At 46.8% G+C, this 15404-nt stretch carries 11 protein-coding genes, 2 rRNA genes and 1 pseudogene; 8 read left to right on the forward strand and 6 right to left on the reverse strand.

Features of this window, described 5'->3' with window-relative positions:
* Position 1 precedes the first annotated feature (1 nt).
* From ccmE to ccmA, 5 genes are read right to left on the reverse strand one after another with little or no spacing between them, the layout of a single operon-like run.
* The gene (gene ccmE / locus AC1HDP_RS13235) at positions 2 to 490 is read right to left on the reverse strand and encodes a cytochrome c maturation protein CcmE (RefSeq protein ID WP_479639088.1); all 489 of its coding nucleotides are present in this window, start codon (positions 488 to 490) and stop codon (positions 2 to 4) included.
* On the reverse strand, positions 487 to 687 hold the full coding sequence (gene ccmD / locus AC1HDP_RS13240) for a heme exporter protein CcmD (protein WP_140930219.1): 201 nt from the start codon (positions 685 to 687) through the stop codon (positions 487 to 489). The genes ccmE and ccmD overlap by 4 nt, the downstream gene beginning before the upstream one ends.
* On the reverse strand, positions 687 to 1433 hold the full coding sequence (gene ccmC, locus AC1HDP_RS13245) for a heme ABC transporter permease CcmC (protein WP_479639089.1): 747 nt from the start codon (positions 1431 to 1433) through the stop codon (positions 687 to 689). Before ccmC ends, ccmD begins: the two co-directional genes overlap by 1 nt.
* A gap of 1 nt (position 1434) precedes the next feature.
* Positions 1435 to 2124 (reverse strand): heme exporter protein CcmB, encoded by a 690-nt coding sequence (gene ccmB / locus AC1HDP_RS13250; protein WP_140930221.1) that lies wholly within the window; start codon positions 2122 to 2124, stop codon positions 1435 to 1437.
* A gap of 11 nt (positions 2125 to 2135) precedes the next feature.
* Positions 2136 to 2771 carry a cytochrome c biogenesis heme-transporting ATPase CcmA gene (ccmA, locus tag AC1HDP_RS13255; protein ID WP_479639090.1) on the reverse strand — a complete coding sequence of 212 codons (636 nt, stop codon included), beginning with the start codon at positions 2769 to 2771 and terminating at the stop codon, positions 2136 to 2138.
* Positions 2772 to 3096: 325 nt separating this feature from the next.
* Between ccmA and AC1HDP_RS13260 the strand changes: the two genes are divergently transcribed.
* Both AC1HDP_RS13260 and AC1HDP_RS13265 read left to right on the forward strand, forming a co-directional pair.
* On the forward strand, positions 3097 to 3390 hold the full coding sequence (locus AC1HDP_RS13260) for a c-type cytochrome (protein WP_479639091.1): 294 nt from the start codon (positions 3097 to 3099) through the stop codon (positions 3388 to 3390).
* A 117-nt stretch (positions 3391 to 3507) separates the two neighbouring features.
* Positions 3508 to 4831 (forward strand): annotated as a pseudogene (locus AC1HDP_RS13265) (IS4 family transposase).
* Between the two features lie 55 nt (positions 4832 to 4886).
* On the opposite strand, the gene ccmI reads toward AC1HDP_RS13265, so the two are convergent.
* Positions 4887 to 6173, reverse strand: coding sequence for a c-type cytochrome biogenesis protein CcmI (gene ccmI, locus AC1HDP_RS13270; RefSeq protein ID WP_479639092.1), 1287 nt, complete (start codon positions 6171 to 6173; stop codon positions 4887 to 4889).
* A 405-nt stretch (positions 6174 to 6578) separates the two neighbouring features.
* On the opposite strand from ccmI, the gene AC1HDP_RS13275 reads away from it, so the two are divergent.
* The 6 genes from AC1HDP_RS13275 (at position 6579) to AC1HDP_RS13300 (ending at position 15350) form a co-directional block, all read left to right on the forward strand.
* Complete coding sequence (locus AC1HDP_RS13275; RefSeq protein WP_479639093.1) at positions 6579 to 8546, forward strand: heme lyase CcmF/NrfE family subunit; 1968 nt, start codon at positions 6579 to 6581, stop codon at positions 8544 to 8546.
* A gap of 14 nt (positions 8547 to 8560) precedes the next feature.
* Entirely contained in the window at positions 8561 to 9124 is a 564-nt protein-coding gene (locus AC1HDP_RS13280; RefSeq protein ID WP_140930226.1) for a DsbE family thiol:disulfide interchange protein, read from the forward strand.
* Entirely contained in the window at positions 9121 to 9594 is a 474-nt protein-coding gene (gene nrfF, locus AC1HDP_RS13285) for a heme lyase NrfEFG subunit NrfF (RefSeq protein ID WP_479639094.1), read from the forward strand. The genes AC1HDP_RS13280 and nrfF overlap by 4 nt, the downstream gene beginning before the upstream one ends.
* Positions 9591 to 10151: a TlpA disulfide reductase family protein gene (locus tag AC1HDP_RS13290; protein ID WP_479639095.1), complete on the forward strand. Its 561-nt coding sequence runs from the start codon at positions 9591 to 9593 to the stop codon at positions 10149 to 10151. The genes nrfF and AC1HDP_RS13290 overlap by 4 nt, the downstream gene beginning before the upstream one ends.
* 459 nt (positions 10152 to 10610) lie before the next feature.
* Positions 10611 to 12157 (forward strand): 16S ribosomal RNA (locus AC1HDP_RS13295).
* Between the two features lie 300 nt (positions 12158 to 12457).
* A 23S ribosomal RNA gene (locus AC1HDP_RS13300) occupies positions 12458 to 15350 on the forward strand.
* Together the 16S and 23S rRNA genes form the textbook arrangement of a ribosomal RNA operon.
* Positions 15351 to 15404 lie beyond the last annotated feature (54 nt).

Below are 15404 nucleotides of genomic sequence, written 5' to 3' on the forward strand. Positions count from 1 at the left end.
ATTATTGTACTGATTTCACTTGTTCATCATTATAGTCGAGTTTTTCATGGGTCTTACCCATGGCTTCAGCGACTTCTGGTGGCATGTAGTTTTCATCATGCTTGGCCAATACTTCAGAAGCTTGCAGTTTATAGTCGTCAGTTAATACGCCTTGGGCAACAATACCTTGGCCTTCACGGAATAGATCTGGCAGCAGATCGTCATAAGTCACTATGATTTCGCCACCGGCAGCATCATGCACTGCAAACTCAATGTGTAGACTTTCAGGATCGCGAACTAACGATCCAACAGTAACCATGCCACCAACGCGGATCCGTTGGCCTGGTTCAGGTTTAACGCCGGTATCTTTCTTGCCTTGGGTAATCTCGGTTGGTGTATAGAATAAATTCAGGTTTGAATTTAAGGCATACAATAACAAGGATGCAATTGCAGCAACGCCAGCAATTAATCCAACGGCTAATACGAATCTCTTTTTACGTCTTGGATTCACTGTTTATTGCTCCGATTCTGTTTAAGTCGTTCTTCGCGTTCGAGCTTCTTCGCTATTTCAGTCAGGACTCGTTTCTTGCGGCCAACACTTGCTATGGTCAAAATTAATAACGAACCAAAGCTCACACCATAGGCTAACCACACGTAGAAGCCGTAACCACCCATGTTCAGAAATTCACTGAATGAATTAAATTCCATTATTTAGATCCTTGTGCCAGCGCTAATTGGCGTACCCATGGACGCATACCGTTACGTGCCAGTACTTCAGCACGGAAGCGGACAATAGTCAGCGCACCTATCATAAGGGCGAAACCTAAAATATTGATTAAAAGTGGATACAGCATATCAGTCGGCATGGCTGATTTTTCTGTAATTCTAATGGTTGATGGCTGATGCAGCGAGCTCCACCAATCCACCGAATACTTAATAATTGGAATATTGATCACCCCGACAATAGCAAGAATGCCGGCAGCGCGCGCCGCGAGTACTTTATCCTCAAAAGATGAGTATAAAGCTATTACGCCTAAGTATAAGAATAATAATACTAATTCAGATGTCAGGCGTGCATCCCATACCCACCATGCGCCCCACATAGGTTTACCCCAAGTGGCGCCTGTCACTAATGCAATAAAGGTGATAACAGCGCCGATAGGCGCGATAGCGGCAGCAGCCCAGTCGGCGGCTTTAATTTGCCATACTAGACCAACAAAAGAGGCGGTAGCCATGGCCATATAAGCAGCCATCGACATAGACGCGGCTGGCACATGAATAAAGATGATGCGATAGCTATCGCCTTGCTGATAATCACTCGGTGCAAATAACAGTCCCCACAGGGTTCCGGTGGCTAACATGCCAATCGCTAGGGCCGCAAACCAAGGCAGTAATTTCCCAGCGAGCTGATATGCACGTTCTGGATCCGCGTAAGGGTGTAACCATTTCCACATTTTAGTTAGTACTCACTCTTAGAGAGGCGCCAATTGCAAATGGTGCCAAGGTTAAAGAACCGACCAACATAGCAGCAATAATCGCTAGTTGACCATCAAAAGGTAGATTCATGCTCGCAGCATCGATAGCACTGGTGGCAAATATCAACACTGGAATATAAAGAGGTAAGATTAATAGGCTTACTAACACGCCGCCTTTGCGTAAGCCAACGGTTAGCGCCATACCAATGGCGCCCAGTAAACTCAGTACTGGCGTACCTAAGGCTAAGGTGGCGATAAGTGCGACATAGCTGTTTTCATCTAAGTGCAGTAATACGGCTAGCAGTGGCGCTATGATGATAAGAGGCACACCAGTTAGTAACCAATGAGCTATTACTTTTGCCAATATCATTAATGGCAGTGGCTGCGGGCTTAACAGCATTTGCTCTAAGCTGCCATCGCTATAATCTGTTTTAAATAGTCGCTCTAACGACAGCATTGAAGCCAATAGTGCGGCCACCCAAATTACCCCAGGGGCAATGCGGCTCAGCATCTGCGGCTCTGGTCCTACACCTAGAGGGAATAGGGTCACTACCATAACGAAAAATAATAATGGGTTAAAAATATCACCGCGATGACGCACCGCAATTTTCAAATCACGATTGAGTACGGTAAAAAATGCTTGGGTGTAATTGAGGTTTCTGCTTTTCATCCAGGTAAACCTTATAGGAAGCGATAATCTAGTCGGATTTTGCGAACTCTATCATGTGCGATAACACCCATGTCTTGGTGAGTCGTCATGATGACGCAGCCGCCATTTGCGGCATGTGTTAAAAATAAGTTCTCTAAATCTTCAACACCTTTCTTATCGATGGCAGTAAACGGCTCATCTAATATCCATATTTTACAATTAGTGTGCCAAAGTCTGGCAAGCGCGGTGCGGCGGTGCTGGCCTGCCGACAAGTGTCCTGCCAGCGCATCCTCAAAACCAGTGAGATTAACATTACTCAAGATGGCAGCCACTTTGGCGTCATCGTAGCCACTTAAGCGTAAGTTAGTGTTAAGGTTTTCTTCTGCGGTTAATTCACTTTTTACGCCAGCTAAATGGCCTAAATAGAGCAGATCAGAGTTAAATTCATCGCGGTAGTGGGTGATATTTTGCTGCTGATAATAAACATCACCGGCATATGGTCGCGATAGACCCGCTAAAATGCGCAATAAGCTAGTTTTTCCGGCACCGTTAGGACCTTCGATTTGAACAATATCTCCAGCACCAATATCAAAACTTAAACCATCAAACAGAATGCGTTCTTCGCGAATGCAGGTGAGTTCACTGGCTGATATTAATGGGGAATTCATTTGGTCCGTCACTGTATCCTCTATCGGGTGCTGAAAATCTAACATTAGTGATACTAACATAAAGGTAAATAGGGAGTTACTGTGGTTAAGCGCTATATTCCAGCAATTTGAAGTGCTTCCAAGAAACCAATTAAAGTGGGAACTTTTGCTCAAGTTGCTAATATACAAAATCTTTGACATCAATTTCATCAATGTTGCAAATCTATAGATATGGATCACAAAAACGTGAGTTTTTGTACAGATTGTAGTAACCTTTGTTTGTCAAAAGGAGTCTGCCCAGTTTTGGCAGCGATGAGCTTTGTATATTAGCATTAGGAAAATAAGCATGAAAAAAATGTTAGCCATGACTGCATTCGCTGTGATGACTATGTCACCAAGCGCTTTTGCTCAGGATGGAGAGGCTGTTTACAACAAGGCATGCCAAGTTTGTCATAGTATGGGTGTTGCTGGTGCCCCTAAAGTTCATGATGTAGCGGCTTGGGAACCACGCTTGGCACAAGGTATGGATACTTTAGTAGCTACTATTAAAACTGGTAAAGGCGCTATGCCACCAGGCGGTATGTGTACTGACTGTACCGATCAAGATTACAAAAACGCGATTGAGTTTATGTCTAAATAAGACTCTTTCTGCAATAAAAAACCGGCTAAGGCCTAATGCCGATCAGTTAAGACAGATTGCTTGACGATCTCACTGAAAGGATCAAAATCCGATGACCCCATGTCATCGGATTTTTTTATGCAACTTTCAGACGCTTTGGCGCGTACCCATATCAATCGCCATACCGAATTCACCTGTCTGGCCGATGTGCTTGAGCCTGATTTAATTCAGTCGTGCCTTGATTCACATGGTGTTGCCAGTTTACGGCGACGTAAGTTACCTATGGATGCCATGATTTGGGCGGTGATTGGTATGGCTCTGTTCAGAGGCGAGTCCGTCCGCTCTCTCATCAATAAGCTTGCTATCGTCTTACCTCAAGAGGTGGATTACGTGGCTCGCAGTGCTGTCACGCAAGCGCGCAAGCGGCTGGGCTCTGACGTTGTTCAGGATATGTTTAAGCGAAGTGCCAAAACCTGGCATGAGAGAGCCGAGCATCCTCATTGGTGTGGACTCAACCTCTACGGTGTCGATGGTGTCGTGTGGCGAACACCTGATAGTGAGCAAAACAACCAGGCCTTTGCCAAAACCGCCAATGCTGCTGGTGATGCTGGCTATCCTCAAATTCGTATGGTTTGCATGATGGAATTAAGCAGCCACTTGGTATTGAACAGTGCCTTTGATTCTGTTGCTGTCAGTGAAATGAATTTAGCCGCCGAACTGATATCCAGCATACCCAATAACAGCCTGACTCTGTTTGACAGAGGCTTCTATTCCTTGGGGCTTTTGCACGCCTGGCAACAGGCTCAACCTAACAGCCACTGGCTGCTGCCGTTGAAGAAAGGCACACAATATGAAGTGGTACGCTCTTTAGGAAAACACGACCAACTGGTGCAGTTAACCACCACACCTCAAGCCAGAAAGAAGTGGCCTATTGCCTGACAATATTGAAGCTCGCTTACTGACGAAGACGGTAAAAGGTAAGTTGGTTTCCATTTTGACCTGATTAACTGACCCCTTGCGTTATCCGGGGGCCGAGATAGTGGATTTATATGCCCATCGATGGGAGATAGCAGTGGGCTATCGGGAGATGAAGCAACATCTGCTGGAGAGTCGCTTTACGCTACGCAGTCAATTGCCAGAGCTGGTTATCCAAGAATTGTGGGGGGTACTGTTGGCCTATAACCTCATCAGATACAAGATGGTGTTGATGGCTAAAAGCTTACCGTCGTTACATCCGAACCAATTAAGCTTTAGAGATGCGTCGAGTTATATCATTTTAAAATTAACTCAGCTGCCATCTCAAACGCCAGGGAATGTTCCGAGAGATGTCTTGGACATAGTGCGTAATGCGAGGCAGTTCAAGCTTGATGGGAAACGGGATAGAGCCTATCCACGTGCGTTAAAAATGAGTAAAAACAAGTATCCCATTAAGCCTAAGAAAAATGCCGTTCACACTAAGTGAACGGCATTAGGCCTTGGCCGGTTTTTTTATGAACTTTTTATGAATGCCAGTAGGCTTAGTTCACTAAGGTATCAATCACTAAAGTGCCGTTACCACCGACGCTGACGTTAGCCAGTTTGCCTTGTAAGTCACCTGCTTGTGGTCTGACGCTACCATGTTTAGATAAAACTGCGATAATCTCAACCGCAGTAGCATCACTTAACTTCATTTCGCCGCCCATATTGGTGGTGTCATCCAACACGACATTGGCAGGCAAGGCTTTGACGCTGATTTTGGTAGCCGCTAACGGTACCTTGGCACCAGTAACTGGGCGTGCGAAGACAAATAACATATCTGATGGACCGACTTTATCGGCCAATTCAGGCGCTATACTAATGGCAATAGTCACAGTGGCAGCGCTTGGCATGGTTTTAGGTGCTGGCGCAGTGTTATTTTTTGTCATAGTTTTTTGATGAGTGGCATCTTGTGGCATTTCGCCAGTTTCAGCCCCTAAACGCATTTTAGCGGTCTCAATGGCGTTAATCACAGCGCTGCGATCAACATCAGTGCGATCACTACCTAAGATAGTTTCCCATGCATTAATGGCTTCGCTGTAGTTAGCATTGAAGAAAGCATTCATACCGACTAATAACAAGGTTGATGGATCTTTTGAGTCTAACGATAACGCTTGATCAATCAAGGCCTGAATAGCTGGCGTCATTTGCTGATTATTTTTATAAAATAAAGCCGTGGCTTTAGGGCCAATAAGCTCAGCATGTAGACCAACTAAATCAATCACTTTATCAAAAGAAGTTACGGCATCATCGTAACGATTAGCTGAAATGTAAGCGTGACCTAAGTTAAACCAAGCCTGGCTGTTATCTGGCTGAGCCTTAACTTGCTGCTCCATCATCATCACTTGTTGTGACATGATTTGATCGGCCGTCATGCCTGCGTGAGGATTAGCGGCAGTCATAGGCTGATCTAACATTTGATAAGCGCCTAAATGCTGATAGCAGTAAGCAGAAATACCGACTAATACTATCGATAAGACGGCTGGGATCAGTGGGCTTTTTGGCTTGATGGTGGCAGTGAGTGACTCATCACTTCCTTGCTTCATGTCCTGCAGCAGACTGATTTCCAGTTCTTGCTTCAGTGCGGCAAACTCTTGCTGATCCAGTAATTCTTCGTCAAGTTCTTTTTCTAACACGGCTAAGCGTTCGTTAAAAAGTTCGATATTGGTCTGGTTGCGTATGCCAGCGGCTTCAGCAATTAGCAACTTTTGCTGCCGAAAATGAGGTACCCAAATCAGCAGTAAGCTGACTAACACGACAAGAGCGATAAAAATCCAAAAGGTGGTCATTATTTCACTTCACGTTAGTTACAAAATTGCGGCAATATTGCCACACATAATGCGGCGATTATACGCAAAGATGCTTCATTGAACATGAATATAAGAGCTAGCTCGCAGTCTATATTCTAGTTTGAGGACTGGTTCACATATTAAATCATAAAGAAAAAATCCCGAAACTTTTGCCATGATGGACTGTCAGACTGCCGATGCACGTAATTTTTGTTAACGAGTTGACAGTTTTGTATTAACTCAGAATGCGACACCTGACCCATTATTCGGTCAAACTAGCAGACAGATACAATAGCAAACACTAAAATGAGCAAAAATTCGTACAATCTAATGTGTGATTCATATTTTTGTGCGTTGATCAGCGTAACGTTGTATCAACATTCACTGTGACACCGAGGAACCCCAATGATCCCTGAACTTGGACACTTCTCACTGATAATAGGTTTAGCGTTTGCCATCTTATTATCTTGTGTGCCCTTAATCGGAATTGCCCGCAAGGACCAATATCTGGTGCGCTATGCCTGGCCATTAACTTATGGCATGTTTTTCTTTATTACGTTATCGGTCATCACATTAGGCTATTCATTTGCTATCGATGATTTCTCTGTTGCATACGTTGCGCATCATTCTAATTCGCAGTTACCAATTTTCTTTAAAATTGCAGCTGTTTGGGGTGGGCATGAAGGATCGCTGCTGTTTTGGGTCTTTTCATTAACTGTGTGGGCTGCGGCGGTAGCGACTTTTAGTCGTGGCCTCGAAGAAGTGTTTACGGCTCGAGTGTTAAGCATTTTAGCCTTTATCACTATTGGCTTTACGCTGTTCATGTTGCTGACATCAAGCCCATTTGAGCGCTTATTCCCAGTTCCTGGGGAGGGGCGTGACCTTAACCCTATGCTGCAAGACGTGGGTCTGATTTTCCACCCACCAATGCTGTATCTCGGCTATGTAGGTTTTGCCGTAAGCTTTGCATTCGCGATTGCCGCTCTTATGAGTGGTCGTCTTGATTCTGCTTGGGCTCGTTGGAGCCGTCCTTGGATATTATCGGCTTGGGTATTCCTTACCGGTGGTATCGCTTTAGGTTCGTGGTGGGCGTATTACGAATTAGGTTGGGGCGGATGGTGGTTCTGGGATCCGGTTGAAAACGCATCGTTCATGCCTTGGTTGATTGGTACCGCCTTAGTTCACTCTGTGATTGTGACTGAAAAGCGCGGCGCCTTCCGTAACTGGACGGTATTACTATCTATCTTTGCTTTCTCACTGAGTTTGCTTGGAACCTTTATTGTTCGTTCTGGAGTATTAACCTCTGTGCATTCATTTGCTGCCGACCCAAGCCGAGGCATGTTCATTCTCTTGCTGCTTGGTTTAGCCGTGGGTGGTTCGCTGACGTTATTCGCATTCAGGGCTAGTGAAATGAGCAGCCCAGCCCGTTTCGAGTTGTGGTCAAGAGAGACTATGTTGCTGGTTTGTAACGTATTGCTGACCGTTGCCTGCGGAACTGTATTGCTTGGAACATTATATCCACTGCTGATTGATGCTCTGAACATGGGTAAGATTTCGGTTGGCCCACCATATTTTAATGCTGTGTTTGTGCCTATCGTGTTAGTGCTGTTTGTGTTTATGGGCATAGGCCCTAACCTGCGCTGGAAAAAAGCTAAAGCTGGAGAACTTAAGCGCTCACTCACAGTGCCTGCTTTGATTGCTGCAGCATCTGGTATTGTTGCCCCATTTATTTTCGGTAGCGAATTTAATGTTTGGGTGATGTTAGGTGTCGGCACCACAGTATGGGTGGTTCTAGCAACGTTAGTGGCGGCTTACCATATCGTTAAGGGTAAGCAAGGCGATATTAAGCTGACTCGTATGGGTCGTAGTCAATTGGGTATGGTACTTGCCCACTTGGGTATCGCTATGTCTATTTTTGGCGCAACTATGGTGTCTAACTACTCGCTTGAAAAGAGCGTGCGTATGGGGCCTGGTGCTAGCCATGAATTAGCCGGTTATACCTTCAACTTCCTTGAAACTAAGAATGTAGTAGGTCCTAACTATACCGCTAAGCAAGGCCAAGTTGAGATCCTTAAAAACGGTGAGTTCATTAGCTTGCTTAAACCTGACCGTCGTCAATATAACGTTCAGGTCATGGATATGACTGAAGCAGGTATTGACTGGGGCTTTACTCGCGATTTGTACGTGACCATGGGTGACCCAATTAGCCCAACGGAATTTGCTGTGCGCTTGAACTATAAGCCATACGTTCGTTGGATTTGGTTTGGCGGCATTTTCATGATGATGGGTGGTTTCTTCGCCGCGTCTGATAAGCGTTATCGTCAAAAGCAAACGGCTAAAGAATCTCATGCAGCAGTAATTGCGACCGCTTAATAGGTAAGAAAGTAATGAATAAAAATAGAGTTATTCTTTTTATTCCATTGTTTATTTTTCTGGGCATGTCAGTCTTTTTATTCAAAGGATTGTTCTTAAGCCCAGAGAAATTAGATTCAGCACTTGAAGGAAAGCCGATCCCGGCTTTCCAGTTGCAACAATTGGAAAACCCGAACCTCATGATTACTAATGAGGATTTAAAAGGGCAGGTCGCTTTAATGAACGTTTGGGCGACTTGGTGCCCAAGCTGTAAATACGAGCATCCGTTCCTAATGAGCTTAGCGCGTCAGAATATTGTGCCAGTTTACGGTATCAATTATCGTGACGAGCGCGGCTTAGCGATTCGTGAACTGAATCGTGAAGGCGATCCTTACGCGAAAAACATCTTCGATAAAGATGGTCGCTTAGGATTAGATCTCGGAGTGTATGGCGCGCCAGAAACTTTCATCATAGATCACAACGGGATCATCAGATATCGCTTCGCAGGTCCTATAGATCCGACTGTGTGGCGTGAAACTTTGCTGCCTATGGTGCAACAGTTAAAAGCCGAAGCCGCTAGCGCAGGAGCAACGTCATGAAGTTATCCCACTTAATCATGTCAGCAGTGCTGTTAGTATCTGCGGCTGTGCAAGCGACTCCCATAGATACTTATGAATTCAAAAATCAAAGTAATCAGCAGCGGGCGTTAACACTGGCCAATGAATTACGTTGCCCACAGTGTCAAAACCAGAACTTGGTAGACTCTAACTCACCAGTTGCCCGCGATCTGCGTCTTGAAGTGTATAAGATGGTCGATGAAGGCAAGAGTGATGACCAAATTGTAGAGTTTATGACTAGCCGTTATGGTGAGTTCGTACTCTATAAGCCAAGAATGGAAGCTAAAACTTACGTGTTATGGCTAGGTCCTTTGTTGTTACTGCTTATTGGTCTGTTCATTGCGTTTAAATTTATTCGTCGTCAGCGCATTGAGCCTAATGCGCCAGTGAATTTATCCGCCGAAGATCAACAAGAGCTGCAGCGCTTGCTAAAAGGAAAGCAATCTAAATGAGAGTATTAGCTAAGGCATTGGTTATTGGTATGCTATGCGCGAGTCAGCTTGTGAGTGCATACCCTGGCATGCAGGTCGCGTCAGAACAGGCTAAACCGCAATCAACGGTTGATAAAATTCAAGTGTTACCAAAAGCTTACTCATTAGATAAAGTCAGCTTTAGTGATAATCAAGGTAACCCGATTGATTTTAGCCAATATCAAGGTAAGGTCGTAATGGTTAACATGTGGGCCACTTGGTGTCCTCCTTGTGTCCGTGAGCTACCAGCCCTTGACGCCTTAGCTAAAAAGTTTTCAAATGCCGATTTTGTCGTTCTGCCTATCTCTATAGATGCAGAAGGTCAGAAACTAGTTAAGTCTTTCTTGGCTGACTTAGGCATGAATAACTTCACTTCTTATTATGATTCCAAGCAGGCCTTGGGTGAGATTTTCCCACTTGACTATATACCAGCGACTTTTATCCTGAATAAGCAAGGCGAGCTAATAGCCTTTGTTCGTAGTTATGTTGATTGGGCCGATCCACAAGCTGAAAAGCTGATCCAGCAATGGCTCAACTAGCGTTTTAGTTTAGAATTCACTCGCTTTGTCTATAAAATGTCGCTTTTGGCTAAACCCTAGCCGAGCGGCATTTTTTATAGCGAAAAGCGCTTGCACAATAGCGAACACTCCCTATAATGCAGCCCATCGACACGAGATGGTGCGGCAACGCAGTAGATAGTGACGACTTACTGACTACTTAAGGTATTCAGTAGTGACGACAAGTTGTTGAATAAAACACTTGACGCACAACAGGAAATGCGTAAAATACGCATCCCTAGCCCGTAGCGGCAACGTTCTTTAACAAGTAGAAGACAAGCAAATCTGTGTGGACATTCACAGTAGTTGATAAATCGACAACGATTTAAAACGTCTCGCAAGAGACTTCAACGAAGATGTCCGCATAACATGCAAATTCGGTGATTTATCATCGAATCGACAGAATTCATTGAGCAGGACCTTTGGGTCCGAACAAAACTTTAATTGAAGAGTTTGATCATGGCTCAGATTGAACGCTGGCGGCAGGCCTAACACATGCAAGTCGAGCGGCAGCGGGAAGTAACTTGTTACTTTGCCGGCGAGCGGCGGACGGGTGAGTAATGCCTGGGAATTTGCCCATTTGTGGGGGATAACAGTTGGAAACGACTGCTAATACCGCATACGCCCTACGGGGGAAAGCAGGGGAGCCTTCGGGTCCTTGCGCTGATGGATAAGCCCAGGTGGGATTAGCTAGTAGGTGAGGTAAAGGCTCACCTAGGCGACGATCCCTAGCTGTTCTGAGAGGATGATCAGCCACACTGGGACTGAGACACGGCCCAGACTCCTACGGGAGGCAGCAGTGGGGAATATTGCACAATGGGGGAAACCCTGATGCAGCCATGCCGCGTGTGTGAAGAAGGCCTTCGGGTTGTAAAGCACTTTCAGTAGGGAGGAAAGGTTGACGGTTAATACCCGTTAGCTGTGACGTTACCTACAGAAGAAGGACCGGCTAACTCCGTGCCAGCAGCCGCGGTAATACGGAGGGTCCGAGCGTTAATCGGAATTACTGGGCGTAAAGCGTGCGCAGGCGGTTTGTTAAGCGAGATGTGAAAGCCCCGGGCTCAACCTGGGAATTGCATTTTGAACTGGCAAACTAGAGTCTTGTAGAGGGGGGTAGAATTTCAGGTGTAGCGGTGAAATGCGTAGAGATCTGAAGGAATACCGGTGGCGAAGGCGGCCCCCTGGACAAAGACTGACGCTCATGCACGAAAGCGTGGGGAGCAAACAGGATTAGATACCCTGGTAGTCCACGCCGTAAACGATGTCTACTCGGAGTTTGGTGTCTTGAACACTGGGCTCTCAAGCTAACGCATTAAGTAGACCGCCTGGGGAGTACGGCCGCAAGGTTAAAACTCAAATGAATTGACGGGGGCCCGCACAAGCGGTGGAGCATGTGGTTTAATTCGATGCAACGCGAAGAACCTTACCTACTCTTGACATCCAGAGAATTCGCTAGAGATAGCTTAGTGCCTTCGGGAACTCTGAGACAGGTGCTGCATGGCTGTCGTCAGCTCGTGTTGTGAAATGTTGGGTTAAGTCCCGCAACGAGCGCAACCCTTATCCTTATTTGCCAGCACGTAATGGTGGGAACTCTAGGGAGACTGCCGGTGATAAACCGGAGGAAGGTGGGGACGACGTCAAGTCATCATGGCCCTTACGAGTAGGGCTACACACGTGCTACAATGGTCGGTACAGAGGGTTGCAAAGCCGCGAGGTGGAGCTAATCTCACAAAGCCGATCGTAGTCCGGATTGGAGTCTGCAACTCGACTCCATGAAGTCGGAATCGCTAGTAATCGTGGATCAGAATGCCACGGTGAATACGTTCCCGGGCCTTGTACACACCGCCCGTCACACCATGGGAGTGGGCTGCACCAGAAGTAGATAGCTTAACCCTTCGGGGAGGGCGTTTACCACGGTGTGGTTCATGACTGGGGTGAAGTCGTAACAAGGTAGCCCTAGGGGAACCTGGGGCTGGATCACCTCCTTACCTATGCGATTTAGCATTACTGTTGAGTGTTCACACAGATTGCCTTGTCTTGTTGACGAGCAAAACATTACCTTCCTTTGAAGGGGTGTCGTTCTTTAAAAATTTGGAAAGCTGATAGTAGAACTTAATGCGCGAGCATTAGGTGATACAAAATTGAGTTCTCAAAATACTTTAATCAAGTGTTTTGGATATTCTTTAACTTCAGAAATGAAGTAAATCAAGGCGTTCTTTTGCGAAAGCAAGAGACAGTAAAAACCAGCTAGTTGCAATACGCTCAAGTGAAACTCATTTGGGTTGTATGGTTAAGTGACTAAGCGTATACGGTGGATGCCTTGGCAGTCAGAGGCGATGAAGGACGTAGTAACTTGCGAAAAGCGTTGGCGAGCTAGTAACAAGCATTTGAGCTAACGATGTCCGAATGGGGAAACCCGGCCACATAAGTGGTCATCATACAGTGAATACATAGCTGTATGAGGCGAACCTGGGGAACTGAAACATCTAAGTACCCAGAGGAAAAGAAATCAACCGAGATTCCCTAAGTAGCGGCGAGCGAACGGGGATTAGCCCTTAAGTCTAGGGGGTGTTAGTGGAATGGTCTGGAAAGTCCAACGGTACAGGGTGATAGTCCCGTACATGAAAACTAACCTTAGATGAAAACGAGTAAGGCGGCACACGTGATATGTTGTCTGAACATGGGGGGACCATCCTCCAAGGCTAAATACTCCTGACTGACCGATAGTGAACCAGTACCGTGAGGGAAAGGCGAAAAGAACCCCTGTGAGGGGAGTGAAATAGAACCTGAAACCGTATACGTACAAGCAGTGGGAGCGGTTCTTGAGACCGTGACTGCGTACCTTTTGTATAATGGGTCAGCGACTTACATTTAGTAGCGAGGTTAAGCGAATAGCGGAGCCGTAGGGAAACCGAGTGTTAACTGCGCGTTTAGTTGCTAGGTGTAGACCCGAAACCCGGTGATCTAGCCATGGGCAGGTTGAAGGTTGAGTAACATCAACTGGAGGACCGAACCGACTAATGTTGAAAAATTAGCGGATGACTTGTGGCTGGGGGTGAAAGGCCAATCAAACCGGGAGATATCTGGTTCTCCTCGAAAGCTATTTAGGTAGCGCCTCGCACGAATACCATTGGGGGTAGAGCACTGTTAAGGCTAGGGGGTCATCCCGACTTACCAACCCTTTGCAAACTCCGAATACCAATGAGTACTATGCGGGAGACAGACAGCGGGTGCTAACGTCCGTTGTCAAAAGGGAAACAACCCAGACCGTCAGCTAAGGTCCCAAAGTACTAGCTAAGTGGGAAACGATGTGGGAAGGCTTAGACAGCTAGGATGTTGGCTTAGAAGCAGCCATCATTTAAAGAAAGCGTAATAGCTCACTAGTCGAGTCGGCCTGCGCGGAAGATGTAACGGGGCTAAGCTAGTCACCGAAGCTACGGGTGCATTTCATTAGAGATGCGCGGTAGAGGAGCGTTCTGTAAGCCGTTGAAGGTGAAGGGGTAACCCACGCTGGAGGTATCAGAAGTGCGAATGCTGACATGAGTAACGATAAAGGGGGTGAAAAACCCCCTCGCCGGAAGACCAAGGGTTCCTGTCCAACGTTAATCGGGGCAGGGTGAGTCGACCCCTAAGGCGAGGCCGAAAGGCGTAGTCGATGGGAAACGGGTTAATATTCCCGTACTTGTGCTAACTGCGATGGAGAGACGGAGAAGGCTAGGCTAGCGCGGCGTTGGTAGTCCGCGTTTAAGGTGGTAGGCGGTATTCTTAGGCAAATCCGGGAATACATACGCTGAGAGCTGATGACGAGGTCCTACGGGACTGAAGTAGTTGATGCCATGCTTCCAGGAAAATCTTCTAAGCTTCAGGTTAGCAGGAATCGTACCCCAAACCGACACAGGTGGTCGGGTAGAGAATACCAAGGCGCTTGAGAGAACTCGGCTGAAGGAACTAGGCAAAATGGTACCGTAACTTCGGGAGAAGGTACGCTCCTGCCGGTGATGAGACTTGCTCTCTAAGCTAGCGGGAGTCGCAGATACCAGGTGGCTGCAACTGTTTATCAAAAACACAGCACTGTGCAAAATCGCAAGATGAAGTATACGGTGTGACGCCTGCCCGGTGCCGGAAGGTTAATTGATTGGGTTATCTTCGGAGAAGCTCATGATCGAAGCCCCGGTAAACGGCGGCCGTAACTATAACGGTCCTAAGGTAGCGAAATTCCTTGTCGGGTAAGTTCCGACCTGCACGAATGGCGTAATGATGGCCACGCTGTCTCCAGCCGAGACTCAGTGAAGTTGAAATTGCGGTGAAGATGCCGTATACCCGCGGCTAGACGGAAAGACCCCGTGAACCTTTACTATAGCTTGGCACTGAACATTGAACCTACATGTGTAGGATAGGTGGGAGACTTTGAAGCATGAACGCTAGTTTGTGTGGAGTCGTCCTTGAAATACCACCCTTGTAGTTTTGATGTTCTAACCTAGGTCCCTTATCGGGATTAGGGACAGTGCCTGGTGGGTAGTTTGACTGGGGCGGTCTCCTCCCAAAGAGTAACGGAGGAGCACGAAGGTTGGCTAAGTACGGTCGGACATCGTACGGTTAGTGCAATGGCATAAGCCAGCTTAACTGCGAGACAGACACGTCGAGCAGGTACGAAAGTAGGTCATAGTGATCCGGTGGTTCTGAATGGAAGGGCCATCGCTCAACGGATAAAAGGTACTCCGGGGATAACAGGCTGATACCGCCCAAGAGTTCATATCGACGGCGGTGTTTGGCACCTCGATGTCGGCTCATCACATCCTGGGGCTGAAGTCGGTCCCAAGGGTATGGCTGTTCGCCATTTAAAGTGGTACGCGAGCTGGGTTCAGAACGTCGTGAGACAGTTCGGTCCCTATCTGCCGTGGGCGTTGGATGATTGAGGGGAGCTGCTCCTAGTACGAGAGGACCGGAGTGGACGAACCGCTGGTGTTCGGGTTGTCATGCCAATGGCATTGCCCGGTAGCTACGTTCGGAATCGATAACCGCTGAAAGCATCTAAGCGGGAAGCGAGCCCCAAGATGAGTCATCCCTAGGACTATAAGTCCTCTGAAGGGCCGTCCGAGACTAGGACGTTGATAGGCAAGGTGTGTAAGCGTTGTGAGGCGTTGAGCTAACTTGTACTAATGACCCGAGAGGCTTAACCATACAACCCAGATGGGTTTTACTGAACAAGCCTGAAAGAATCGAAAAATACTTGAT

Source organism: Shewanella sp. ISS20 (assembly GCF_056522965.1).

What these genes read in the sequence shown, in the direction of transcription:
- ccmD (WP_140930219.1), bottom strand. Translation starts at nt 687, where the DNA reads ATGGAATTTAATTCATTCAGTGAATTTCTGAACATGGGTGGTTACGGC.
- ccmC (WP_479639089.1), bottom strand. Translation starts at nt 1,433, where the DNA reads ATGTGGAAATGGTTACACCCTTACGCGGATCCAGAACGTGCATATCAG.
- ccmB (WP_140930221.1), bottom strand. Translation starts at nt 2,124, where the DNA reads ATGAAAAGCAGAAACCTCAATTACACCCAAGCATTTTTTACCGTACTC.
- ccmA (WP_479639090.1), bottom strand. Translation starts at nt 2,771, where the DNA reads ATGAATTCCCCATTAATATCAGCCAGTGAACTCACCTGCATTCGCGAA.
- AC1HDP_RS13260 (WP_479639091.1), top strand. Translation starts at nt 3,097, where the DNA reads ATGAAAAAAATGTTAGCCATGACTGCATTCGCTGTGATGACTATGTCA.
- ccmI (WP_479639092.1), bottom strand. Translation starts at nt 6,173, where the DNA reads ATGACCACCTTTTGGATTTTTATCGCTCTTGTCGTGTTAGTCAGCTTA.
- AC1HDP_RS13275 (WP_479639093.1), top strand. Translation starts at nt 6,579, where the DNA reads ATGATCCCTGAACTTGGACACTTCTCACTGATAATAGGTTTAGCGTTT.
- AC1HDP_RS13280 (WP_140930226.1), top strand. Translation starts at nt 8,561, where the DNA reads ATGAATAAAAATAGAGTTATTCTTTTTATTCCATTGTTTATTTTTCTG.
- nrfF (WP_479639094.1), top strand. Translation starts at nt 9,121, where the DNA reads ATGAAGTTATCCCACTTAATCATGTCAGCAGTGCTGTTAGTATCTGCG.
- AC1HDP_RS13290 (WP_479639095.1), top strand. Translation starts at nt 9,591, where the DNA reads ATGAGAGTATTAGCTAAGGCATTGGTTATTGGTATGCTATGCGCGAGT.